20 protein-coding genes are annotated in these 24704 nt (G+C 55.7%); 5 read left to right on the top strand and 15 right to left on the bottom strand.

What is annotated here, in order from left to right:
• Positions 1–49: 49 nt before the first annotated feature.
• The 3 genes from NP77_RS06990 to trmJ all read right to left on the bottom strand — a co-directional run bounded on the left by NP77_RS06990 (position 50) and on the right by trmJ (position 2679).
• Entirely contained in the window at positions 50–1210 is a 1161-nt protein-coding gene (locus NP77_RS06990) for an IscS subfamily cysteine desulfurase (protein ID WP_039659529.1), read from the bottom strand.
• Between the two features lie 88 nt (positions 1211–1298).
• Entirely contained in the window at positions 1299–1796 is a 498-nt protein-coding gene (gene iscR, locus NP77_RS06985; RefSeq protein ID WP_039659528.1) for a Fe-S cluster assembly transcriptional regulator IscR, read from the bottom strand.
• A gap of 130 nt (positions 1797–1926) precedes the next feature.
• Positions 1927–2679, bottom strand: a complete 753-nt coding sequence (gene trmJ, locus NP77_RS06980) for a tRNA (cytosine(32)/uridine(32)-2'-O)-methyltransferase TrmJ (protein ID WP_003848663.1) — start codon at positions 2677–2679, stop codon at positions 1927–1929.
• Between the two features lie 132 nt (positions 2680–2811).
• Here trmJ and suhB point away from each other — a divergent pair, with 132 nt between their 5' ends.
• On the top strand, positions 2812–3615 hold the full coding sequence (gene suhB, locus NP77_RS06975) for an inositol-1-monophosphatase (protein ID WP_008926709.1): 804 nt from the start codon (positions 2812–2814) through the stop codon (positions 3613–3615).
• 63 nt (positions 3616–3678) lie between these two features.
• Here suhB and NP77_RS06970 read toward each other — a convergent pair whose 3' ends face one another.
• From NP77_RS06970 to NP77_RS06960, 3 genes are all read right to left on the bottom strand, one after another.
• Positions 3679–4692, bottom strand: a complete 1014-nt coding sequence (locus tag NP77_RS06970; RefSeq protein ID WP_039659527.1) for a TIGR04086 family membrane protein — start codon at positions 4690–4692, stop codon at positions 3679–3681.
• A 204-nt stretch (positions 4693–4896) separates the two neighbouring features.
• A complete protein-coding gene (locus NP77_RS06965; RefSeq protein ID WP_003848657.1) occupies positions 4897–5877 on the bottom strand; it encodes a nickel/cobalt transporter in 981 nt (326 codons plus the stop codon).
• Complete coding sequence (locus NP77_RS06960; protein ID WP_008926712.1) at positions 5868–6494, bottom strand: DUF1007 family protein; 627 nt, start codon at positions 6492–6494, stop codon at positions 5868–5870. Before NP77_RS06960 ends, NP77_RS06965 begins: the two co-directional genes overlap by 10 nt.
• Before the next feature lie 155 nt (positions 6495–6649).
• Here NP77_RS06960 and csiE point away from each other — a divergent pair, with 155 nt between their 5' ends.
• Positions 6650–7918, top strand: coding sequence for a stationary phase inducible protein CsiE (gene csiE / locus NP77_RS06955; protein ID WP_039659525.1), 1269 nt, complete (start codon positions 6650–6652; stop codon positions 7916–7918).
• Here the strand turns inward: csiE and NP77_RS06950 are convergent.
• A complete protein-coding gene (locus NP77_RS06950; protein WP_039659524.1) occupies positions 7900–9048 on the bottom strand; it encodes a 3-phenylpropionate MFS transporter in 1149 nt (382 codons plus the stop codon). The two genes, csiE and NP77_RS06950, sit on opposite strands and share 19 nt — an antisense overlap.
• Positions 9049–9176: 128 nt before the next feature.
• Positions 9177–10430 (bottom strand): serine hydroxymethyltransferase, encoded by a 1254-nt coding sequence (glyA, locus tag NP77_RS06945; RefSeq protein ID WP_003848651.1) that lies wholly within the window; start codon positions 10428–10430, stop codon positions 9177–9179.
• Between the two features lie 326 nt (positions 10431–10756).
• On the opposite strand from glyA, the gene hmpA reads away from it, so the two are divergent.
• On the top strand, positions 10757–11941 hold the full coding sequence (gene hmpA / locus NP77_RS06940; RefSeq protein ID WP_039659523.1) for an NO-inducible flavohemoprotein: 1185 nt from the start codon (positions 10757–10759) through the stop codon (positions 11939–11941).
• A 405-nt stretch (positions 11942–12346) separates the two neighbouring features.
• Here hmpA and glnB read toward each other — a convergent pair whose 3' ends face one another.
• The 5 genes from glnB to purL all read right to left on the bottom strand — a co-directional run bounded on the left by glnB (position 12347) and on the right by purL (position 20770).
• Positions 12347–12685, bottom strand: coding sequence for a nitrogen regulatory protein P-II (glnB, locus tag NP77_RS06930; protein ID WP_003848647.1), 339 nt, complete (start codon positions 12683–12685; stop codon positions 12347–12349).
• Between the two features lie 184 nt (positions 12686–12869).
• Entirely contained in the window at positions 12870–14204 is a 1335-nt protein-coding gene (gene glrR, locus NP77_RS06925) for a two-component system response regulator GlrR (RefSeq protein ID WP_003848633.1), read from the bottom strand.
• Positions 14204–14872: a two-component system QseEF-associated lipoprotein QseG gene (gene qseG / locus NP77_RS06920; RefSeq protein ID WP_039659521.1), complete on the bottom strand. Its 669-nt coding sequence runs from the start codon at positions 14870–14872 to the stop codon at positions 14204–14206. The genes glrR and qseG overlap by 1 nt, the downstream gene beginning before the upstream one ends.
• Before the next feature lie 3 nt (positions 14873–14875).
• Positions 14876–16303: a HAMP domain-containing sensor histidine kinase gene (locus tag NP77_RS06915; RefSeq protein WP_039659520.1), complete on the bottom strand. Its 1428-nt coding sequence runs from the start codon at positions 16301–16303 to the stop codon at positions 14876–14878.
• A gap of 579 nt (positions 16304–16882) precedes the next feature.
• Positions 16883–20770 (bottom strand): phosphoribosylformylglycinamidine synthase, encoded by a 3888-nt coding sequence (gene purL / locus NP77_RS06910; protein WP_039659519.1) that lies wholly within the window; start codon positions 20768–20770, stop codon positions 16883–16885.
• Positions 20771–21036: 266 nt separating this feature from the next.
• Between purL and mltF the strand changes: the two genes are divergently transcribed.
• On the top strand, positions 21037–22494 hold the full coding sequence (gene mltF / locus NP77_RS06905) for a membrane-bound lytic murein transglycosylase MltF (RefSeq protein WP_003848623.1): 1458 nt from the start codon (positions 21037–21039) through the stop codon (positions 22492–22494).
• On the opposite strand, the gene tadA is transcribed toward mltF, so the two are convergent.
• On the bottom strand, positions 22491–22982 hold the full coding sequence (tadA, locus tag NP77_RS06900; protein ID WP_072040353.1) for a tRNA adenosine(34) deaminase TadA: 492 nt from the start codon (positions 22980–22982) through the stop codon (positions 22491–22493). The two genes, mltF and tadA, sit on opposite strands and share 4 nt — an antisense overlap.
• 63 nt (positions 22983–23045) lie before the next feature.
• Positions 23046–23684 carry a phosphatidylglycerophosphatase C gene (yfhb, locus tag NP77_RS06895; protein WP_039659517.1) on the bottom strand — a complete coding sequence of 213 codons (639 nt, stop codon included), beginning with the start codon at positions 23682–23684 and terminating at the stop codon, positions 23046–23048.
• Positions 23685–23839: 155 nt separating this feature from the next.
• Between yfhb and NP77_RS06890 the strand changes: the two genes are divergently transcribed.
• Positions 23840–24679 carry a MurR/RpiR family transcriptional regulator gene (locus NP77_RS06890; protein ID WP_003848617.1) on the top strand — a complete coding sequence of 280 codons (840 nt, stop codon included), beginning with the start codon at positions 23840–23842 and terminating at the stop codon, positions 24677–24679.
• The last annotated feature ends 25 nt before the right edge of the window (positions 24680–24704 follow it).

The raw sequence follows: 24704 nt of genomic DNA, 5'->3' as shown, positions 1-24704 counted from the left end.
TGCCAGCGAAGTGCCCATATTGGCGCAGTTTCCGGACTATCGCCGGGTATCAGGATTTCATTAAGGCCCGCAGACGGGTCACTGACTTCTGCACCAGTGCAATGGCGTAGTCGATCTCTTCTTCGGTCGTGAAGCGTCCCAGCGAGAAGCGAAGCGAACTGTGCGCCAGTTCTTCACTCAGGCCCAGCGCGCGCAGGACATAGGAAGGCTCCAGGCTGGCGGAGGTACAGGCCGAACCGGAAGAGAGCGCCAGGTCTTTCAGCGCCATGATCAGTGATTCACCCTCAACATCAGCGAAACTGAGGTTAAGAATATTCGGTGCACTCTGCTGCAGATCGCCATTAAGGGTAACGTCCGGCAGTGCGCTGATGCCCTGCCACAGGCGATCGCGTAGCGCCTGAATCCGCGCCATTTCAGTTTCGCGCTCTTCGGCGGCAATACGATAGGCTTCACCCATGCCGACAATCTGATGCACCGGCAAGGTCCCGGAGCGCATTCCGCGTTCATGTCCGCCGCCGTGGATCTGCGCAGCGATCTGCACGCGCGGTTTACGCCGTACATAGAGCGCGCCGATGCCTTTCGGGCCATAAAGCTTGTGGGCAGAAAACGACATCAAATCGACCGGTAACTGGCTGAGATCGATGGGCAATTTGCCAACGCTCTGGGTGCCATCAACATGGAACAGAATCTCACGCTCACGGCAAATTTCACCAAAGGCGGCAATATCCTGAATCACCCCGGTTTCATTGTTCACATGCATCAGAGTGACCAGAATCGTGTCGTCGCGCAGCGCCGCACGTAACTGGTCAGGCGAGATAATGCCATTGGTTGCTGGCGTCAGATACGTGACAGCAAAGCCTTCACGCTCCAGCTGCTGGCAGCTGTCGAGCACCGCTTTATGTTCGGTCTGGCTGGTGATGATATGTTTGCCGCGTGCCTGGTGGGCATGGGCAGCGCCTTTGATCGCGAGGTTATCGGATTCGGTGGCGCCAGAGGTAAAGACGATTTCGCGGGGATCGGCGTTGACCAGTTCGGCGATCTGATTACGGGCAACATCAACCGCTTCTTCAGACTGCCAGCCAAAACGGTGCGATCGCGAGGCCGGATTACCGAACGTGCCATCCAGCGTCAGAAACTGCATCATTTTGCTGGCTACACGCGGATCGGCCGGTGTGGTGGCGGCATAATCCAGGTAAATCGGTAATTTCATTGCGCTACAGCTCCGTATAAAAAATCATACGTCTTTATAGCAGATTCGGCCCTGACCGCGTTAGCAGTAAGGGCCGCAACAGCGGGGATCAGGAGGCGCGTTGGTTAACGTTAATTCCCTGAGAACGCGGGCTCTGGAAGCGACGATTATCAATTGCATTCTGACGATCGGCCACATCCAGAATCTCCTGATTATTCACCAGCTCAGCCAGCGTAATATTGTTCAGGAATTCACTGATGCGCACGCTCAGATCGCGCCACAGCACGTGAGTCAGGCAGCGCTCGCCACCCTGACAACCTTCTTTACCCTGGCATTTGGTCGCATCAACAGACTCATCCACGGCGGTAATCACTTCACCGACAGAAATGGTGCTGGATTCTTTACCTAACAGATAACCGCCACCCGGACCACGCACGCTCGAGACCAGACCATTTTTACGCAGTCGGGAGAATAACTGCTCCAGATAGGAGAGCGAGATGCCCTGACGCTCGGAAATATCCGCCAGCGGGACCGGACCTTCATGGGAGTGAAGGGCAACGTCCAGCATTGCAGTAACGGCATAACGTCCTTTGGATGTCAGTCTCATAGCGTGTGACCTCAATAGCGTCCGGTTATCGGAGGATTAGCAACAGATGCGCTGAAGTCTGCCATTCCCGAGTAATTTGGTCAACTATTTAACCTGGTAAATTAGTCAGGTATTTAACCTGGTAATTTACTCAACTATTATCTGCTTCTTTTTTCTCGTTTTTACGCTTTTCAAACGATGAAAGCATGCCACGCAGGATGTTGAGTTCATCACGTTCCGGGCGTGCGCGGGTGTATAAACGACGCAGTTTACTCATCACCTGACCCGGATTAGCTTCACGGATAAAACCGCTGTTCAGCATCATCTGCTCCATATGCTGATAGAAGCGTTCAAGGTCATCCACCAGCGGATAAGGGGATTCTTCATACTTCGGTGCCGGGCTGGCCTGCTCCTGCGACTGCAACCACGCCATGCGCACTTCATAGGCAATAATCTGCACCGCCATCGCCAGGTTCAGCGAACTGTATTCCGGGTTAGCCTGAATCGCGACGTGATAATGGCACTTCTGCAACTCTTCATTGGTCAGGCCAACACGTTCACGACCAAACACCAGCGCAACAGGTGCCTGCTGGCCCTCTTCCACGCTTTTCACGCCACATTCACGTGCATCCAGCATCGGCCAGGGCAGCGAGCGGGAACGGGCGCTGGTCCCAACAACCAGACTGCATCCGGCGATCGCCTCATCCAGCGAGTCGACAATTTTAGCTTCGCCGATAACGTCACTGGCACCGGCGGCCAGGGAGATAGCCTGTGAATCAGGTTTGACCAGCGGATTAACCAGATAGAGGTTAGTTAAGCCCATGGTTTTCATGGCGCGCGCAACGGAGCCCATGTTACCGGTGTGAGACGTCTCAACCAGCACGATACGAATATTTTGCAACATGATTAGGGATACTCAGAAACGGGTCAGTAAAATCAGTAGGGCGAATATTAACATAAAGCAGGACATTTACCGAACACACTGCTATACTCCGCGCCGTTTTCCCCGTTCTTTAACATCCAGCGAGAGATACCGATGCATCCAATGCTCAACATTGCCGTGCGCGCAGCGCGCAAGGCCGGAAATTTAATTGCCAAATATTATGAAACCCCGGACGCCGTCGAAGCCAGCCAGAAAGGCAGCAACGACTTCGTAACGAATGTTGACCGCGAAGCAGAACGCCTGATTATCGAAATTATTCGTAAATCTTACCCGAAACACACCATCATCACTGAAGAAAGCGGTGAGCTGGCGGGCGAAGATCAGGATGTTCAATGGGTTATCGATCCGCTGGATGGCACCTCTAACTTCATCAAACGTTTACCTCACTTTGCTGTTTCGATCGCTGTGCGCATCAAAGGCCGCACTGAAGTCGCCGTTGTTTACGATCCTATGCGCAATGAACTGTTCACCTCTTCACGTGGTCAGGGCGCGCAGCTGAATGGCTACCGTCTGCGTGGCAGCACGGCACGCGATCTGGATGGCACCGTTCTGGCAACCGGCTTCCCGTTCAAAATGAAGCAGCACGCGCCTGCTTACATGAACATCATGACCAAACTCTTTACCCAGTGTGCTGATTTCCGTCGCACCGGTTCTGCTGCGCTGGATCTGGCTTATGTCGCTGCCGGTCGCGTCGATGGCTATTTTGAGATTGGCCTGAAGCCATGGGATTTTGCCGCGGGCGAACTGCTGGTGCGTGAAGCGGGCGGTCTGGTCACTGACTTCACCGGTAACCACGGCTATCTGCTGTCAGGTAACCTGGTCGCGGGTAACCCACGTGTCGTGAAATCGATGCTGTCGAATATGCGTGATGAGCTGAGCGAAGCGTTAAAACGCTAAGTTTCAGTACAGAAAAAGGCGGCTTCTCAGCCGCCTTTTTTGTTGCCTGTTATTCAGTGATGATTAACGACGTTCGTGTGCCAGCACCTGACGAGGCTGTGTACGACGACCGACCATACCCATCACACCGGCCAGTACGGCTTCGATGATCAGCAGAATCAGTGCATACCAGCTTGCTTTAGCGGTTGCAGCCGCGGCTTTCTCACCGGCTTCACGCGCTTTCTGTTCAGCCTGCTGTTTCAGTTCCTGGTATTTCTGAACGGCCTGCTGATAGTTCTGCTCAGTTTTAGCGACAATCTGATCCACTTCCTGATCGCTTTTACCGGTACGCGCTTTAATAATATTTTTCAGCGCATCACGGTCGGCTGCCTGCAGAGTATCTGAATGACGATCCATCACACCTTTTACCCAGTTAGTCAGATCAGTATCAGCTGTCTGCGGATGATTCGCGGTGTTGCTAGCCTGGTTTTCTGCATTCTGCGCTTCTTTATTTGCGTCCTGCTTCAAATTCTCGGGTTGTAATTCCGGTTTGCCTGTCTGGCGTAATGTCGTTTCCAGTTCGTTCTGCAGGTTATCTAAATTAATATTATTCTCCTGCAGCTTTTGTTTTGCCATTTGAGTAACCGAAGGCGCTGCAGCGGAAATACCACTACCGAGTGCCTGGAAACCTGAACCCACAATATTCATCGCGCCGCCTAATACACTGGTCGCCAGTGCAATAGCCAGGTAAATAGTGAAAATTGTGCTAAGGCCAAACATCAATAAACCGTGCAGGGCCCCTTCGCGCTGAGCCAGTCGCCCGGCAACATAACTCCCTGCCGCCATCGCAACCAGCATTTCAATGGCTGTCCAGACCAGTGCGCCAGTACCCAGGCCGTCGAGAGGATTCTGTTCTTTCATCGGATCAATGATGGTGGCACCAATGGCTGTTCCCAGCAATGTCAGAATGATATGAACGATTAAGGCACAAATAACACCGGCAAAAACGGCGCTCCAGGAAATACGCTTTAACGGTAATCCTGCAGGTCCGGTCGCCAGCGTTTCGGTGTAGCCATTATTAATACGGGTATCAGCCATGAAATATACTCCTCGCAATAAACAGAAAGCTGTCTTGATCTTTTATCATGCCGACGGCGGAATGCCGTTTTGGTATTAACAGCGTAGACAGGGAATAGTGATTTCACCACTGAACTACTCAGATAAAAAATTAAAGTGATGAAGCCTCAGATAATTAGCGAGGTAAAGATAACAGCGGAAATTTTATTCCCGCTGCGCTTTTAGTCAGAAAGGTCGAATTCCGCCGCCCAACGTTAACCGGGCAGACTGCCATAATGCAATACCCACTACGATTAATATCAGGCTACCGGTCAAAGCCAGGATGGGAATCAGAAGTCGCATGATGCCAGCACCAGCACCAGGCTGTGCCAGCCGCTGTGCTACCGAGCGCGCCTGTTGCACCAGCAAACCAATAGCGGAAATAGTCAGAGCCGTGCCCAGTGCCATTACCGCAGCAGAGAGAATGCCCCAGCCATAAACACCAATCACTTTGGCGAACAGCAGCATCATAATCGCGCCAGAACAGGGACGTAAGCCCATCGACACCACAACCAGCATCTGAGTTTTCCAGCTGACGTTGCCATTCATCTGCTGCGGCGTCGGCAGATGTGCGTGGCCGCATCCGCAATGCTCGTCATGCTGATGCTGCGGCTGGAAAGCACGAAATACCGGAGCGGGTCGTGGGCGCAACGCCAGCCACAGCGCACGCAGCGCCCGATACCCGATCATCACACCCAGCCCGATCACCAGCAGATAACTGCCCTTTTCAAGCCAGAAACTGCTGAGATGCAGCTGGCGCGACGACGTTTTCAGCAGCACCAGCATCACCGTGACCAGCACAATCGCGACCGATCCCTGCAGCAGTGAGGCAAGCAGCGTCAGCCTGATACTGGTTCTGACGCGGCTCGGATGGGTCGCCAGAAAGGTCGCGATCACCACTTTTCCGTGGCCCGGTCCCAGCGCGTGCAGCACGCCATAGATCAGGCTGAATATCACCAGCGATATGCCTGCCTGGTGTGGCTGCTCCGCGACCTGCTGTAACAGCTGAGTCATCTGCCGGTGCAAATCTTTCTGCCACAATACACTCTGAAGCAGAATCTGCGACCAGTAAAGCCAGACCAGCAGTGCGCCGCCAGAGAAGAGTCCTGCTATCATCCAGAGTGGCCAGAGTCGGGTGGCCCTGGAAGGCGTGGAGATTATTGACATGTCAGTACCACCGTTTGTGCGAACTGGCGGCCTAAATCCATCTCTTCAGCCGGGGCATCCGCTTTGTCCAGCGACAGCGCATACTGTTTCAGTGAGTCGTTGGGTTTGGGCGTATTGAGGGTAAACCGGCAACGCGTCTGCAGTGCAGGCGGCAGCGTTAAAGCACCGGGATTGTCGTAAAACATATCGACGAAATAGGTGGGATCAAAAGTCAGGATCTCAAAGCGCTGTCCGGTCAGCTTCGGGGGTTCCGCCAGCGGCAGAATAAATTCCAGCACCGCTTTGTGGCCGTTTCGCGAAAGGTTATATTCCGTTGGCAGATTCAAAAACTTTACCCGCTGTTGGTTGTGCCAGATTTCTGAGAAGTAGTGCTGGCCCAGCACGTTTGCCATCACACCCGCTGCCAGCTTTTTCCACACTACAGTGCCAGGTTTCGCGTCGCCCGCGTCATACAGCAGATCAGCGGAGGTAATCTCATCCATGGTCCAGGTCATCTTCAACCCGGTAAAGGTGTCATCCTTCACCACCAGTTCCGTTTTCATATCAATGAAGCTGTGAGGGTGTGCCAGCACAGCCGGACTTAATACCATTAACAGAGCAAAGAGTGCGCGTTTCATAATGTTATAAAGTAACGTTCCCGACGAAAAGAATCTGTAAGTAACAAAATTTTGTGACCCGCCTTAAACCTCTGGCAAATAAACCGCGTAAACCGCGCAGGCGCTGAACGGGTTGACTATTCTTAGCTCAAAATAGCCTGCTGGAAATCTGATTGATGAGTTCTGCTACCCCTTTGGCACCACTCTTCTCCCGTTCACAGCGTCAGTGCCATCTTTTATTGCTGCTGTTTCTGCCGACACCTTTGCTTACGCTTGAAAAAGTCTGCCAGCTGAATGGCGTCGATCCTGACGTTGCCCGACAGGATATCGCGGATGTGGGCCATGAGATACAGCGATATCACCAGCTGGAATTGCATCAGATGGTAGATGGCAGCTTTCGTCTTCATGGAACTGAGCTGGATCGGCGCCTCTGTCTGCTGCATAACCTGCGACGCAGTCTGCGTTTATCGCAGGACTTCGTCTGCGAACATTTTGCCGCGCCTCTGCGTCAGCGCCTGAAAGTCATGAAGATTGAGAAAGCGCTGTGGGATGAGACCAATTTACAGGCACTGATTCAGCACTGTAGCCTGCGCCTGAAGCGTGACTTCAGCGAACGTGACCGGCTGTTTCTGCAGATATTCATGAAGTATGGCTTGTGCCAGCGTCAGCCGGTGCTGTTCAGTGAGGCGCAATGTCTCTGGCTGCAGCAGAAGCCTGAGCGGCAGGCCGCTGAGGATGTGATCTACCACTGGCGCAAACGCTGCCATATTGCTCCGCCCGTCAGTGAAGCGGATTTCTGGACGCTGCTGTTCAGCCAGATACATACGCCGGTCGTGGACGCGATTGCGCATCCTGCTGAACAGCAGTTAATGAAAGCGACTCAGCAACTGATTGATGATTTTGAAGCCTGTGCCGGGATTACCTTTGCTGACCGCAATGAACTGCTGCACCAGCTCTATCCGCATCTGGCGCAGGCGCTGGATCGTACCCATTTCAATATCGGTATCGACAATAGCGTGGCACTGGATGTCAGCCGCCTCTATCCGCGTCTGCTTCGCACCACTCAGCAGGCACTGCAGGCTTTTGAGCAGCACTACCGCATCGCTTTTACACCGGAAGAGGTGAGTTTAATTACCATTATTTTCGGCGCCTGGCTGATGCAGGAGAGTGCGCTGCAGGAAAAGCAGGTGCTGATCCTGACCGGCGACGACGCCGATCTGGAACAGGATGTAGAACAGCAGATTCGTGAGATCACGCTGCTGCCAATTAATATTACCTATCAGGACGTGAAACTGTTTCAGCGGGAGGGCGCGCCACGTGATGTCGACATCATCATTTCGCCCTACCCGACCTCGTTGCCACTCTACTCTCCGCCGCTGGTGCATGCGGAACTGCCGCTGACGTTACACCATCAGCAGCGTATTCGTTATTTACTGGAGTTGTAGCCGGGCCGCAGAAACAGCGCGGGCAGTGCCACCAGTGCCATCACCCAGAACAGATGCCCCTGCAGATGGGCGAACAGCACGCCGCAGATCATCGTCATTATCGCAATGCCACCGCCCATCGCCAGCGCGGAATAGAGCGACTGCAGTCGGATGACTTCCGCCCCCTGACGCGCGGCGATAAATCGCATCGCTGCAAGATGGCAGACGGTGAAGCTGCCACAGTGGAGAATTTGCGCCACAATCAGCAGCGGCAGCGCCGTTGTCGCCCCCATCAGACCCCAGCGAATTAGCGCGCAGATGCCCGAAAGCAGCAGCAGATCGCGCGCGCTCCAGCGGCGGAACAGCCGGTTGCTCATGGCAAAGACGACAATCTCTGCCACCACGCCCAGCGACCAGAGATAGCCCACCGTCGAGGCGGAATAGCCGCTCTCCTGCCACCAGATAGCACTGAAGCCATAATAGGCAGCGTGTGCACCCTGCAGCAGTGTCACGCAGAGCATGAATCGCCATACCGCGTTCTCACGCAGCAACGCCCGCCACTCCTGCCATCCACCGCCCGCAGGGCCCTGTCGCTCATGGCCCTGCGGTTGTGTGACGGGTGTCAGCATCATGCCCGCCAGCATAGAAATGACGCCAATGGATAACAGCATCAGAATTGCGTTTGAGGACCAGGCGCTGACCAGCACGCCGGTTAACGCCGAGCTGATGACAAAGGCCAGCGAGCCCCACAGCCTGACCGGCCCGTATGCCAGCCCAATCTGCTGTGTCCAGGTGGCGGCCAGCGCATCGCTGAGCGGAACCAGCGGTGAAAAAAAGAGGTTAAAGCCAATCATCACGGTAAGCAGCCACATCCACTGCTCGCCCACCCAGAAACCGGCGGCGAACAGACAGGTCATCAGCGCCAGCAGGCGCAGCGCCGTAATCAACCGTGATGGATTTTTGACCTGAGAAGCGATAAGCAGACTGCCGACAAAGCGCGCGACCATGCCACACCCGAGCAGCAGGCCAATCTTTTCAGCATCCAGGCCGGTACCTTTCAGCCACACGCCCCAGAATGGCAGATAGATGCCGTAACAGAAGAAGTAAGTGAAGTAGCCCAATCCGAGCCATCTGGCGGAGCCGATTGCCATATTCCCTCCAGTAAGTTTGCTGCCAGGCAGCATAAACAGGCGTTACTCTGGCAGAGCACTGCGGAGCAGGCAATAAAAAAGGATGGCAATTGCCATCCTTTTTGTGCTGTCTTACAACAGGTTAGCGATTAAGCGTAGACCGGCAGACGGCTGCAGATATCCAGGACTTTCTTTTTGGTCCGCTCAATGGTGGCTTCGTCATTGACGTTATCCAGTACATCAGCGATCCAGCCAGCCAGCTCACGCACGTCTGCTTCGTTGAAGCCACGACGCGTAACGGCAGGTGTGCCGATACGGATACCCGACGTCACAAACGGGCTTTTCGGGTCGTTCGGTACGCTGTTCTTGTTAACCGTGATGTTGGCACGGCCCAGCGCGGCATCCGCTTCTTTACCGGTCAGGTTTTTGCTCACCAGATCGATCAGGAACAGATGGTTATAGGTGCCACCGGAAACGATGTCATAGCCACGCTCAATCAGCACTTCAACCATCGCTTTGGCATTTTTTGCCACCTGCTGCTGGTAGGTTTTGAACTCCGGCTCCATCGCCTCTTTGAAGGCAACCGCTTTACCCGCGATAACGTGCATCAGAGGACCGCCCTGGCCGCCAGGGAAGACAGCAGAGTTCAGTTTCTTGTAGAAATCTTCGTCGCCGTTTTTAGCCAGAATGATACCACCGCGCGGACCCGCCAGCGTTTTGTGGGTGGTGGAGGTCACGACGTGCGCATGGGGAATCGGGCTTGGATAAACGTCTGCGGCAATCAGGCCGGCAACGTGGGCCATATCGACAAACAGCCAGGCACCCACGCTATCCGCGATTTCACGCATTTTCGCCCAGTCGCAGACGCCAGAGTAAGCTGAGAAGCCGCCAACGATCATTTTTGGCTTGTGGGTTTTCGCCAGTTCAGCCAGCTCGTCGTAATTGATTTTTCCGGTCTCATCGATACCGTAAGCAACCACGTTATAGAGTTTGCCAGACAGGTTAACCGGTGAGCCGTGAGTCAGGTGTCCACCGTGCGCCAGGTTCATCCCGAGGATGGTATCGCCCGGCTGCAGCAGCGCCGTATAAACAGCGAAGTTAGCCTGAGACCCTGAGTGTGGCTGCACGTTAGCGTAATCAGCACCAAACAGCGCTTTTGCGCGGTCAATCGCCAGCTGCTCAACGATATCAACGTACTCACAGCCGCCGTAGTAACGTTTGCCCGGATAGCCTTCAGCGTATTTATTGGTGAGCTGAGAACCCTGTGCCTGCATAACACGCGGGCTGGTGTAGTTTTCAGAAGCAATCAGTTCAATGTGCTCTTCCTGACGCACTGTCTCCTGCTCCATTGCCTGCCACAACTCGGCATCGTAATCGGCAATGTTCATATCACGCTTTAACATCCGGATCTCCTGACTCAGCTAACTTTCTGACGGTATTTACCCCCCTTCAGGGGCGAAGGCCAACAGTGTAAACCGTTTTAACAGGTGAAGGTAGGGTGAACCGCCTCTTTTTACGCAAACGATTGGCTGGCGACTGGCAGCGCTTTTTTACACCTTTTTAGCCTGTTCAGCCGTCACATTTTTTCTCAACGATGTGACGGCGGCGTCTGTTGATGCACCAAAAAGTTGCCACATGGGGAGCCAGAAAGTTTCCCGGGTTATTTACACCACAGGCAAGGCGGCTATAACATGCATTTAAAATACATGTTTAATAAGAGGCCATTGATATGCTTGATGCACACACCATCGCCACCGTTAAATCGACGCTGCCTGCCATAGCCGCCTGCGGTCCAAAGCTTACCGCACACTTCTATGACCGTATGCTGTCGCACCACCCTGAACTCAAAAACGTCTTCAATATGAATAACCAGCGCAATGGCGATCAGCGCGAAGCGTTGTTCAACGCTATCTGCGCCTATGGCGCGAATCTGGAGAATCTGGCCGTGCTGCTGCCTGCGGTAGAAAAAATCGCGCAGAAACACACCAGCCTGAATATTCAGCCTGCCCAATACGCCATCGTCGGTGAAAATCTGCTGGCGACCATCAAAGAATTGCTGAATCCCGGTGACGAGGCGCTGGCTGCGTGGGGCCAGGCCTATGGCGTCCTGGCGGATGTGTTCATCAATCGGGAAGAAGAGATCTATAGGGCCACAGCGCAGCAAACCGGCGGCTGGCGCGGCACCCGAGCGTTTCGCATCAGCGCAGTTGAGCAGCAGAGCGAGGTCATTAAAAGCTTTACCTTCACGCCGGTGGATGGCGGCCCGGTAGCCGCTTTTAAGCCGGGTCAGTATCTGACAGTACACCTGCAGCCTGCCAGCTTCGAGCATCACCAGATTCGTCAGTATTCACTGATGCATCTCAGCAACGGTAAAGCGTATCGTATTGCGGTGAAACGCGAAGCGCAGGGCACGGTCTCCGGCTGGCTGCATCAGCATGGCAAAGTGGGCGATGAGCTGATGCTCGCCGCACCGCACGGCGACTTCTTCCTGGAGGTCGATTCTGGCACGCCAGTCGCGCTCATCTCTGCGGGCGTGGGCCAGACGCCGATGCTGGCGATGCTGCATTCACTGGCAGCCAGTGAACATCGCGCGCCGGTCAGCTGGCTGCACGCCGCAGAGAACGGCAAACAGCATGCGTTTGGCGAGGAAGTCGGTGCCACTGGCGCGCAGCTCGCCGATTTCATCAGCGAGGTCTGGTATCGCGATCCCGCTGCTGAAGATGCAGGTCGCTATGACACGCAGGGGCTGATGGATATCAGCAAAATGGCTGCACGGTTAGCGTCATCCGATACCCACTTCTATCTCTGTGGACCGCTACCCTTTATGCAGCATGTGGTGGCGCAACTGCGCGATGCCCGCGTGGCAGATGCACGCATTCATTACGAACTTTTTGGCCCGCACAAAGGGATGTAAATCTGCTACTAAGTTCAGGCAGCAACAGACAACTTCAAAGCGAAGGGAACTCGGGCAGAAGAGGAAAGCGTCCCGCGCCATGGACAAAAACGCCGGGAGCGTTTTTGAACAACGCAAAGCGTTGGCCCGGCAACGGGCGCACCTCAGGGACGAGGTGCGTACTAAAAACGCCGGGAGCGTTTTTGAACAATGCAACGCGTTGGCCCGTTTACGGGCGCACCTCAGGGACGAGGTGCGTAATCGCGCGGGCCGAGCGTGCCATGGATGGCGGGTTTTGCGTCTTTCCGATCTGACCGGGTTCTCTGAGCTGGCTTGATCTCACAGTAGACCTCATCCGATTTCCAGGTATAAAAAAGCCCGCAACGCGGGCCTTTTTATACTGATTAATCGCTGATAAAAAGACGATCAGATCGCCTCTTCATCCTCTTCACCCGTACGGATACGCACCACGCGCGCCACGTCGAAGACAAAGATTTTACCGTCACCGATTTTGCCGGTCTGCGCGGTGCGCATAATGGTCTCGACGCAGGTATCAACGATATCGTCGCCCACCACCATCTCGATTTTCACTTTAGGTAAGAAATCGACCATATACTCTGCGCCGCGATACAGCTCGGTATGCCCTTTCTGGCGACCAAAGCCCTTTACTTCACTCACGGTCATCCCGGTGATGCCGACTTCCGCTAAGGCTTCACGAACATCATCGAGCTTGAATGGTTTGATAATCGCATCAATCTTTTTCATGTCAGACCCTTTTTCACTCCCTCCATGGTCAGAGGGTTTATCAAGTATAAATGTTGCTGGCGCTGTCGGGCGGTAATATCCGGGATTCTTCAGGTTGCCGCAAGCGCTGTCAGATTATGCTGACCGCACCCATTCTGATTCGGGCCTGAGCAGGCAACCTGCCGGTATTACGTCGCAGCCTCCGCTACTCTTTGAAATCACTGGCATCCAGTTCATGGCGAGACAGCAGCTTATAGAACTCCGTGCGGTTGCGTCCAGCCAGACGTGCGGCGTTGGTCACATTGCCTTTGGTCATCTGCAACAGCTTACGCAGATAGTTCAGCTCAAACTGATTACGCGCCTCCGCAAAGGTCGGCAAGGCGCTGTTCTCGCCGCTCAACGCCTGCTCCACCAGCGCATCACTGATCACCGGTGATGAACTCAGCGCCACGCACTGCTCAATGACGTTTACCAGCTGGCGCACGTTGCCTGGCCAGCTTGCGGCCATCAGACGCTTCATCGCATCAACGGAAAAACTGCGAATCTGTGGCTTATGCCGTTCCGCTGCCTGGCGCAGCAGATGATTGGCCAGCAGCGGGATATCTTCTGTGCGCTGATGCAGCGCGGGTATTTTCAGATTCACCACATTCAGACGATAGAAGAGATCCTCACGAAACTCTTTCTTCTCCATCGCCTTCGGCAGATCGCGATGCGTGGCTGAAATGATTCGCACGTCGATCTCACTATCGTGGTCGCTGCCCAGCGGTCTGACCTTACGCTCCTGCAACACTCGCAACAACTTAACCTGCAATGGCTGCGGCATATCGCCAATCTCATCCAGGAACAGGGTGCCGCCGCCTGCCGCTTTAAATAACCCCTCACGCGCACTGACCGCACCGGTAAAAGCACCTTTGGCGTGACCGAACAGCTCTGACTCCAGCAACTGCTCCGGCAAAGCGCCACAGTTAATGGCGACAAAAGGCTTGCCGTTACGCGGGCTGGCGGCGTGAATCGCCTGCGCCAGCATCTCTTTGCCGGTGCCACTCTGACCATTAATCAGTACGCTGACATCCGACTGCGCCACCATATGCGCCTGCTCCAGCAGCTTTAGCATCAGCGGACTGCGGGTGACGATCGCCTCGCGCCAGCGGTCATCACTGACCGGTGCCTGTTGTGCCAGCGCCTCATCAATCGCTTTGTAGAGCGCGTCCCGATCAACCGGTTTTGTCAGGAAGCTGAATACGCCCTGCTGCGTGGCGGAAACGGCGTCCGGGATGGAACCATGCGCCGTCAGGATAATCACTGGCAGACCGGTGTGGCGCTTCTGGATCTCGCCAAAGAGCGCCAGCCCATCCATCTCATCCATCCGCAGATCGCTTATCACCAGCTCAATCTTCTCTTTCTGCAACAGACGCAACGCTTCGGGTCCGCTGCCTGCAGTGGTGACCTGATACCCTTCACTGCGAAGACGCATGCCCAGCAGCTTCAGCAGACTGGGATCGTCATCCACCAGCAGCAATTTTGCCGCTTGTCTGACCATCATTGCTCCTCATCCTGCGGCAGCGCTGTACCATGACTGCTGTCAGAAACATCCGGGGCTTTACGCGATGAGAGCTGCCGCTCAATGTCAGTCAGCCGCTCCAGCTTATGCTGCGTGTCACTGAGCTGCTGCTGTTGCTTAACCATCTGCTGGCGTATCGCCTCAAGCTGACTATCGCTGCTCTGTTGCAGATGGACATAACGGGTGCGCGCCTCACTGAGGTCAAGCTGCGCGGTCTGGTTGCTGCGCCACAACTGAATCAGCGGGCGCACAGACTGTGGGAAATCAGCGCTGTAACGATCCAGGGTTTCCACATAGCGACGACGCTCAACAGGCGTGACGTTGCCATTAGACATCAGCACGCCCTGTTTAAAGGCGCGCGACCAGTTCTCTGCCGGCCAGCGATGGGCTTCGGCTCTGGCTTCTGCAGGAGAAAGGCGCTCAGCACAATCGATCGCCCGCATCCAGTAAAGGGGATTATCCAGCGCGGCACTCTTCTCTATCGGCCAGAGATCATTGCAGCGGGTCGCCAGATAATCAGCAATGCTGACCTCGGGTTCCGCTACCTGATGGCCTGACGACAGGGATGAGGTGGCCGGGGAGGTCGTACATCCGCTGAGGAGCAGCGTCGTCAGCGTGCTTAACAGCAACGCGGGTAAATATTTCATCAGTCAGACTTTCCCGGCAGTGGTGTTCAGTTCAATTCGAAAACAGACGTCAGCCTGCTCACAGGGGACCAGCGTCAGGTCGCCATGCATCCGGCGCAGGCAATCTTTGGCAATACTCAATCCCAGCCCGCTGCCTTTTACCGGCCCTTTGCGCTGCTGGCTGCCCTGGAAGAACGGTTCGAAAATCATTGCCTGCTCTTCCGGCGGAATCGGCGTGCCGCTATTCGCGACCTCAATCCAGATCCGATCGCCCTGCTGCTGACTGCGCAGCCAGATGGTACCGGATTCGCTGCCGTAGTTCACGGCGTTCGAGTAGAGGTTATCAATGACCCGCATCAGTAACGTCGGTTCAGCAAGACAGTGGCTGACCTCAAGATTAACGACCGTCTGCATGAGTTTGGCGCGCGCCGAGAGCGCATGTGCATTGACGACGCCCTCCATGATCGCTGCCACGCTGACCGGTTCCAGCTGGATCGGGCCATCCGCCAGTTTGCGATTGTAATCGAGCAGTTGTTCAATCAGCCGCTGCAGATGGCGGCTGCTGCTGTCGAGAATAGTGACCACCTCTTTCTGGTCGGCGTTCAGCGATCCGGCGACTTCATCCGCCAGCAACTCAGTGCCTTCACGCAGGCTGGCCAGCGGCGTTTTCAGTTCGTGTGAAAGATGGCGCAGAAACTCATGACGCTGAGATTCCAGCCATGCAAGCCGTTCGCTGAGCCAGACGATGCGCTGTCCCAGCGAGCGTAACTCGCGCGGGCCGCGAAAAATCACGCTGTTACCCAGCTCACGCCCTTCGCCAAGCCGGTTGATCATCCGCTCAATGCGCTTGACCGGCCCGATAATCATGCCGGTAAAGAGCGTCATCAGCGCGAGACTGATGATAAACAGAATCAGCGCCTGCCAGCCAAAAAACTGGCCGCGATCGGCGATTTCACGCTGCAGTTGTAAGCCACGCGAAAAGACCACTTCGCGCGTGTCCTGCACCATCTGCGCGTTAGTAGCAGAAAAGCGATCCAGTGCCTCTGCGGCGGGTGTAATGGGATTGCCATTATCACATTTCAGCGGCGTCAGCAGCGGCAGAGTGGCCTGCAAGGTCTGAAAGGCGGGCAGTTCAGGCAGACTGGCGCTATGCGAACTCAGCATCTGACTGTAGCGGGTGTACTGCGTCTGATAAAGACGCGACAGCGAGGCATCATCCAGCACGCAATATTGACGGTAACTGCGCTCAAGCTCTACTGCCGTTCGTGCCATTGCCTCACTTCTGCGCACATCGGTGAAGGTGTTGCGGTTGGTATCAGCGGCCTGTTCACTTAACGCAGAGAGACTTTCCCACGCCTGCCAGGCCAGTACCAGCAACGGTAGCAGCACCAGAACAAACGCCATCAACACCAGCTGACGCAGAGAACGGGGAAATAAACGCCATTTTTTCACGCAGACGCTTCCTTAAGATTTACTGTCTGGATGCTAGCGGACTCTGACAGCAGAAGAAAGGTGTGGTGGGCAGAAAGAGAAACAAAAGAAAACGGCAGGCTCAATGGCCTGCCGCTGTCACGACGCGTGGTGCATCGCGTAAGAATGGGTGGAGCCTTACTCAACGTTACGTCCGGTGTTTGATAACGCAAGCGATTATCGGTCAGGTGGACGGCAGGCTCCGTTTGGTGCGTCATTCGGGCTTTATGAGCTCTTATCCGCTTCGCGGGGCAATCATAAACAGGTGAATGAGCAGCTGCATAAGTATAGCAAGTTTCATGCCAGAAAATAAATCATTATATTTTTCAGCAGATTGAACGAGCTGCTCCAATGACACCTGCGAAAAGTCCGATGCAGACAGCGTCAATGTGTCTCCACAAGGCGACATTAAATCACCCCGGATACTCGCTCATTTAAAATCAATGAGATAGATGTCGCCATAAAGAGACAGTGCAATATCCCCCTTGTCGCCATTTGCCAACAGCGGCGTAAAAAAGAACAGGAGGCACACCGGCCTCCTGTTCATTTCAGCGTATTACATTAACCCAGCTGTCTGCGCGCATTGCGGAAAATGCGCATCCACGGGCTGTCTTCGCCCCACTCTGCCGGATGCCAGGAGTTGCTGACGGTACGGAAAACACGCTCCGGATGCGGCATCATAATGGTGACGCGACCACTTTCGTTGGTCACAGCGGTGATGCCGTTAGGTGAGCCATTCGGGTTAGCCGGATAGGTTTCTGTCACCTTGCCGAAGTTATCGACAAAGCGCAGTGCCACCAGCCCTTTCGACTCCAGGGCCGCCAGATGCGTCGCATCACGCACTTCAACAAAACCTTCTCCGTGCGAAACCGCGATAGGCATATGCGAACCGGCCATGCCGTCCAGCAGCAGTGACGGACTGGCAGCCACTTCGACCAGGCTGAAGCGCGCTTCAAAGCGTTCAGACTGGTTACGCACAAAGCGCGGCCAGAGATCGCTGCCCGGAATCAGTTCACGCAGATTGGACATCATCTGACAGCCGTTACAGACGCCCAGCGCCAGGGTCTGCGGACGGTGGAAGAAGGTTTCGAACTCATCGCGAACACGCGGGTTGAACAGAATCGACTTCGCCCAGCCCTCACCGGCACCCAGCACATCACCGTAAGAGAAGCCGCCACAGGCAACCAGCGCCTGGAACGCTTCCAGACCGCGACGCCCGGCCAGCAGATCGCTCATGTGAACGTCAATGGCGGTAAAGCCAGCACGATCAAAGGCAGCGGCCATCTCCACATGGGAGTTCACGCCCTGCTCACGCAGCACGGCGACGCGTGGACGCGCTCCCGTCGCGATCATCGGTGCCGCCACATCTTCCTGCGGATTAAAGGTCAGATTGACGTTGAGACCAGGATCGCTGTCGTTTTTCTTCGCTTCATGCTCCTGATCGGCACACGCCGGGTTGTCGCGCAGGCGCTGCATCTGCCAGGTGGTTTCTGCCCACCAGGTACGCAGCGTATTGCGGCTTTCACTGTAAACCGCACTGTCACCGGAACGGATCACAAAGCGATCGCCTGGCTGCGCGCTGCCCAGCAGATGCGTGGAAGCGGCAAGACCGTGATCGGCCAGGATCCGCTCAACGGCATCGCGATCGGCGGCGTTGATCTGAATCACCGCACCCAGCTCTTCGGTGAACAAGGCCGCCAGCGCATCGCTGCCCAGCGAGGCGATATCAACGTCAATGCCGCAGTGACCGGCAAAGGCCATCTCGGCCAGCGTCACCAGCAGACCACCGTCAGAGCGGTCGTGGTAGGCCAGCAGTTTCTGCTCAGCCACCAGCACCTGAATCGCATTGAAGAAGCCAGCCAGCTGGGTGGCATCACGCACATCGGCAGGTTTGTCACCAAGCTGGCGATAGACCTGTGACAGCGCGGTTGCGCCCAGCGTATTCGCGCCGTTGCCCAGATCGATCAGCAGCAGCAGGTTGTCCTGATCGGCCTGCAGCTGTGGCGTGACGGTGCGACGGACATCTTCGACGCGTGCAAACGCAGTAATCACCAGCGACAGCGGCGAAGTCATCTCGCGCTGTTCAGTGCCTTCCTGCCAGCGGGTTTTCATCGACATCGAATCTTTACCGACCGGGATGGTGATCCCCAGCGCCGGGCAAAGCTCTTCGCCGACGGCTTTCACCGCCGCGTATAAACCCGCATCTTCACCCGGATGACCCGCAGCGGACATCCAGTTAGCGGAGAGTTTCACGCGCTTCAGCGAACCAATCTGCGTTGCCGCCAGGTTGGTCAGGGCTTCACCCACCGCCAGACGACCCGATGCTGCGAAGTCCAGCAGCGCAACCGGTGAACGTTCGCCCAGGGCAAAGGCTTCGCCGTGATAGCTGTCGAGGCTGGCAGTGGTCACCGCACAGTTGGCCACCGGGATCTGCCACGGCCCGACCATCTGGTCGCGTGCCACCATGCCGGTCACGCTGCGGTCACCGATGGTGATCAGGAAGGTTTTTTCCGCCACAGCAGGCAGATGCAGTACGCGATTCACCGCATCAACCAGCGTAATGCCGTCACGCTGCAGCTCGGTGCCCTGCGCCTGCTGCGTCACCACATCCCGCGTCATCTTCGGCGTTTTGCCCAGCAGGACATCCAGCGGCATATCGATAGGCTTATTATCGAAATGGCTATCTTCCAGACTCAGGTGCAACTCTTCGGTGGCTTCACCAATTACGGCAAAAGGTGCGCGTTCGCGCTGGCAAATCGCCTCAAACTGCGCCAGCTGATCGGGTGCTACGGCCATCACATAACGTTCCTGTGATTCGTTACACCAGACTTCCAGCGGGCTCATGCCTGGCTCATCACTCAGGATGTCACGCAGGTTAAACCGGCCACCACGACCGCCATCGCTGACCAGCTCCGGCATAGCATTGGAAAGGCCGCCCGCGCCCACGTCGTGGATAAACAGAATCGGGTTCTCATCGCCCAGCTGCCAGCAGCGGTCGATCACCTCCTGACAACGGCGCTCCATCTCCGGGTTATCACGCTGTACAGAGGCGAAGTCGAGATCGGCATCAGACTGACCCGAGGCCATGGATGAGGCCGCGCCGCCGCCCAGGCCGATGTTCATGGCCGGACCGCCCAGCACCACCAGCTTCGCGCCTACGGTGATTTCGCCTTTCTGCACGTGATCGGCACGGATGTTACCGATGCCGCCCGCCAGCATAATCGGCTTATGATAGCCGCGCAGCTCAGTGCCGTTGTGGCTGGTGACCTGCTCTTCATAAGTACGGAAGTAGCCATTCAGAGCCGGACGACCAAATTCATTGTTGAAGGCAGCGCCGCCCAGAGGTCCGTCGGTCATGATCTCCAGTGCGCTGACAATGCGGGCTGGTTTACCGAAGTCCTCTTCCCACGGCTGTTCAAAGCCAGGAATACGCAGGTTAGAGACCGAGAATCCGACCAGGCCCGCTTTTGGCTTGGAGCCGCGACCGGTTGCGCCTTCATCACGGATTTCACCACCAGAACCGGTGGCCGCGCCTGGCCACGGCGAAATCGCCGTTGGGTGGTTGTGCGTTTCCACCTTCATCAGAATGTGCGCAGCTTCCTGATGCCAGCGGTACTCGCTCTCTCCGGCGTCAGCAAAGAAGCGGCCAACCTCTGATCCTTCCATCACGGCGGCGTTATCTTTATAGGCAGAGAGCACGAAGTCCGGCGTCTTCTCCATCGTATTTTTGATCATTTTAAACAGCGACTTTGGCTGTTTCTCGCCGTCGATAATCCAGTCGGCGTTGAAAATCTTGTGACGACAGTGCTCAGAGTTCGCCTGCGCAAACATATAGAGTTCAATGTCGTTGGGGTTACGACCCAGTGCGGTAAACGCCGCCACCAGGTAGTCAATTTCATCGTCTGCCAGCGCCAGACCCAGGGAGATATTGGCCTGCACCAGCGCCTGACGGCCCTCACCCAGCAGATCGACACTTTTCACCGGCTGCGGCGTGTGGTGCGCGAACAACTGCTCAGCCTGCGCCAGGTCACTGAAGACCGTTTCCATCATCCGATCGTGCAGCAGTGTGCCCAGCGTTTGCCACTGCGCTTCGGTCAGCTGGGGAGCCTGTACATAGAAAGCCAGACCACGTTCCAGACGACGGACCTGTGGCAGGCCGCAGTTGTGGGCGATATCGGTTGCTTTGGATGACCAGGGCGAAATGGTACCAGGACGCGGGGTCACCAGCAGCAGACGACCCTGTGGAGCATGTTCAGCAAGAGAGGGACCATATTTCAGCAGACGTTGCAGACGGCTCTGTTCGTCAGCGCTTAAAGGCGTACTGACATCAGCAAAATGGATGTACTCAGCGTAAATATCACTCACCGGCAGATGAGCGTCCTGAAAGCGGGTCAGCAGTTTGTTTACACGAAATGCCGACAGGGCGGGCGAACCACGCAGAATTTCCATTAATAAGTCTCTCGTCAGGGCGCCGGGCGACGCAAATTGGGCGCAACAGGGAAAACGGGGCGTATTATAGAGAAAGCGACCTCGCGACGAAACCGTTTGCGCACAATTTTTGGCGACCCGGATTTGCCTGAAATTTGCGCAAAAGCTGCTATAAAAGTTGCTCAGCGTGATTTTGTTGCGCAAAATGCCCCTCGCTCTGGGAGTTCAAAGAAGATAAATACTGCCTTTAAAAGACAGAGGCCTTAGAGCCAGCGAGAGATAACTATTTGAAACGCCTAAAATTTAATTATCTGTTTATCGGTCTGGTTGCCGTGCTGTTAGCGTTAGCGCTATGGCCATCCATTCCCTGGTATGGGGGTGGGCAGGACCAGATTTCACAGATTAAATCGCGGGGAGTGCTGCGTGTCAGTACCATCAACTCCCCATTGACTTACTACACAGTTAACCAATTACCGGCCGGTATGGACTATGAGCTGGCAAAACGTTTCGCCGATTATCTGGGCGTCAAACTTAAGGTGACGGTTCGTCCTAACCTGAGCGATCTGTTTGATGACCTTGACGATGGCAAAGCCGATGTGCTGGCCGCCGGGCTGAACTATAACAATGAACGCCTGACGCGTTATCAGACCGGGCCAGGTTACTACAATGTTTCGCAGCAGCTGGTCTATCGCGTGGATAAGCCGCGCCCTAAAAACCTCGGTGACTTAAAGGGGCGGCTAACGGTTGCGGCGGGATCGGCTTACCTGTCAACGCTGAAGAGCGCGCGTTCTAATCAGTTTCCCGATCTGGACTGGGCGATCTCCACCGATCAGAGCCCTAAAGCCCTGCTGGAAGCGGTAGCTGATGGCAAGCTCGACTACACGATTGGCGACTCCGTCACCATCGCCCTGTTACAGCGCATTTATCCGCAGCTGGCGGTCGCGTTCGACGTCACCGATGAAGAGCCGGTGACCTGGTATGTGCGGCACAGTGATGATGACAGCCTGAATGCGGCGATGCTCGACTTCTTTAACGGGATGGGAGAAGAAGGCGCGATGGCGCGGCTGGAGGAGAAATATCTCGGCCACGTTGGCACCTTTGATTATGTCGATACCCGCACTTTCCTGCGGGCCATCGACAATACGCTGCCCGACATCAAGCCGCTGTTTGAGAAGTACGCCACCAGCATTGACTGGCGACTGCTGGCAGCGATCTCCTATCAGGAGTCGCACTGGAATCCGCAGGCCACCTCCCCTACCGGCGTACGCGGCATGATGATGCTGACGCGTAACACCGCGGAGAGTCTGGATGTGGGTGATCGTACCGATCCCGAACAGAGCATTCGCGGCGGCAGTCAGTATCTGCAGGATATGATGGCGAAGGTGCCACAGAGCATCCCGGAAGATGAACGTATCTGGTTTGCGCTGGCGGCTTACAACATGGGCTATGCCCATATGCTCGACGTCCGCAAGCTGACGGCACGCCAGGGTGGCGATCCGGACAGCTGGGCGGATGTAAAGCTGCGTCTGCCGATGCTGAGTCAGAAGCGTTACTACACACAGACGACGTATGGCTACGCCCGTGGGCATGAAGCTTATAACTACGTGGAGAATATCCGCAAGTATCAGCTAAGTCTGGTGGGTTATCTGCAGGAGCAGGAGAAGCGTCTGAAGCAGCAGGCGGAAGCCCAGGCCGAACTGGCGAAGGGCTATCCGGCGGTTGAACCAAAGATCGCGATGAACTAACCCTGGCGCTGCGCCTGACGCAGCGCTTTTTTCTGCTCGCGACGCATACGGAAAAAATCGCTCAGCATGGCGGCGCAGTCTTCAGCCAGCACGCCACTGTGCAATTCAATCTGATGATTCATGCCAGGGTGGCCCAGCACATCCAGCAGCGATCCCGCCGCGCCACTTTTAACATCGTGCGCACCATAAACCAGACGCGTTATGCGGCTGTGAACCATAGCACCGGCACACATGACGCACGGCTCCAGCGTCACGTAAAGCGTGGTATCCAGCAGACGATAATTTTCCAGCACTTTACCGCCCTGGCGCAGAGCCATTATTTCGGCGTGCGCCGTCGGGTCGTGCTGACCAATGGGCCGGTTCCAGCCTTCGCCAATCACCTGGTCGTTCTGAACCAGCACCGCGCCCACCGGCACTTCGCTCTGCTCCCACGCCCGTCGCGCCAGACCAAGCGCATGGCGCATCCAGTACTCATCTTGTTGTTTCACGCTGACCACCCCGGGCGACTAAAAAGCGGCGCATTATAGCGGTCTCATCGGTCCTTTAAAAACTTATTCCAGCTGTTGCAGTTCACCCGCCGGGGTCACGCGCCAGCGATGCTGACAGAAAAACAGCAGCGGGTTGTCCTGTTTGCTGTCGCTGTAGCCGCTGTAAAGCTGCAGCGGCGTACCGATTTTCTCTTCCAGCTGCGCCACTTTCTCATGGCCAAGACAGCGCATCGCCAGCACCCGCCCACCCCAGCCGCGCTGCATCTGGCTCGCAATCATCTTCACACGTGGCAGAAACGCGGAGTCGTAATAGACCTGCTCCACCAGCGACTGTGGCGATCCGGTGATCAGCCAGACTTCAGCATCATCACTGCTGAGATAATCCGTCAGACGCTGCTGCACCACCGGGAACGCTTTCACGCGCAGCCGGAACCACTGCGCAAACTCCGCTTCGAGGCGCAGCAATGTCTGCTCAGAGCGTCCAAAGGTAATTGACCAGAGCAGCAGGCTCATGGGCCAGCGAGCCGCACGTCCTTTAAACAGCAGGCCGATACCGACCACCGGCAATACCGGCACCACCAGCAGCAGATTAAGCGGGCGGCGACGCAGCAGATAGCGCATAAACGTGCCGAACATGTCCTGCTGGTGCAAAGTGCCATCCAGGTCAAAAAATACGATGCGACGTTGTGTTCCCCTGGTCAAACAACTCTCCTTTATGGCTGGTTCTGGAATGATAAAGAGTAGTGTAGCCATCATCAGGCGGTACGGCGATGACTGTCATTTTTAATTCCGATGACTACAATGCCCGATGAATAGTTTATTCTTCATTGATTATCCCTGAATGACGAGGATTGGGCATGAGTTCTTTGCTGCGCATTCGCCAGCTTTATCCACGACTGGCGTTGAACGAACGTCGGCTCGCGGATTTTTTACTGTCGCAACCCGATCGGGCGCGTCACCTGAGTTCACAAAAACTGGCGGAAGAGTCCGGCGTCAGTCAGTCGAGCGTAGTGAAGTTTGCTCAGAAGCTGGGCTATAAAGGTTTTCCGGCGCTTAAGCTGGCCCTGAGTGAGTCACTGGCGGACAAGGATGCCATTACCGTGCATAACCATATTCTGAGCGACGACCCGCTTAAAATGGTGGGTGAAAAGCTGCTGACAGAAAAGCTTTCAGCGATCCGCGCCACCCTGGATATTAATAGCGAAGAAAAGCTCAACGACGTGTTACAGCTGCTGAAAAATGCCCGCCGTATTTTACTGGTGGGCATCGGCGCCTCGGGCCTGGTGGCGAAAGATTTCTCCTGGAAGCTGATGAAGATCGGCATTAATGCGGTGGCGGAACAGGATATGCACGCCCTGCTGGCCAGCGTGCAGGCGATGGGGCCAGGCGATGTGCTGCTCGCCATCTCTTACACCGGTGAACGGCGAGAGATCAATCTGGCCGCGCAGGAAGCGGTTCAGGTGGGCGCAGATGTGGTGGCGTTCACGGGTTTTACGCCGAATACCCTGCAGCAGAGTGCCGGTTACTGTCTTTATACGGTGGCGGAAGAGCAGAGTACCCGCAGCGCGGCGATCTCCTCAACCACGGCACAGCTTGCTCTGACCGATCTGCTCTTTATGGCGCTGGTGCAAAACGATCCGGAGCGCGCGTCCAGCCATATTCGTCACAGTGAAGCGCTGGTGAAAAAGCTGGTCTGATCAGCGTCAGCACGTATAATACCCG

Origin of the sequence: Pantoea sp. MBLJ3 (assembly GCF_000816655.1) — a bacterium.
GTDB classification, from domain to species: domain Bacteria; phylum Pseudomonadota; class Gammaproteobacteria; order Enterobacterales; family Enterobacteriaceae; genus Pantoea; species Pantoea eucalypti.
Note: the sequence above shows the minus strand (reverse complement) of the source record. Positions and strands in the feature narration are given on the sequence as shown.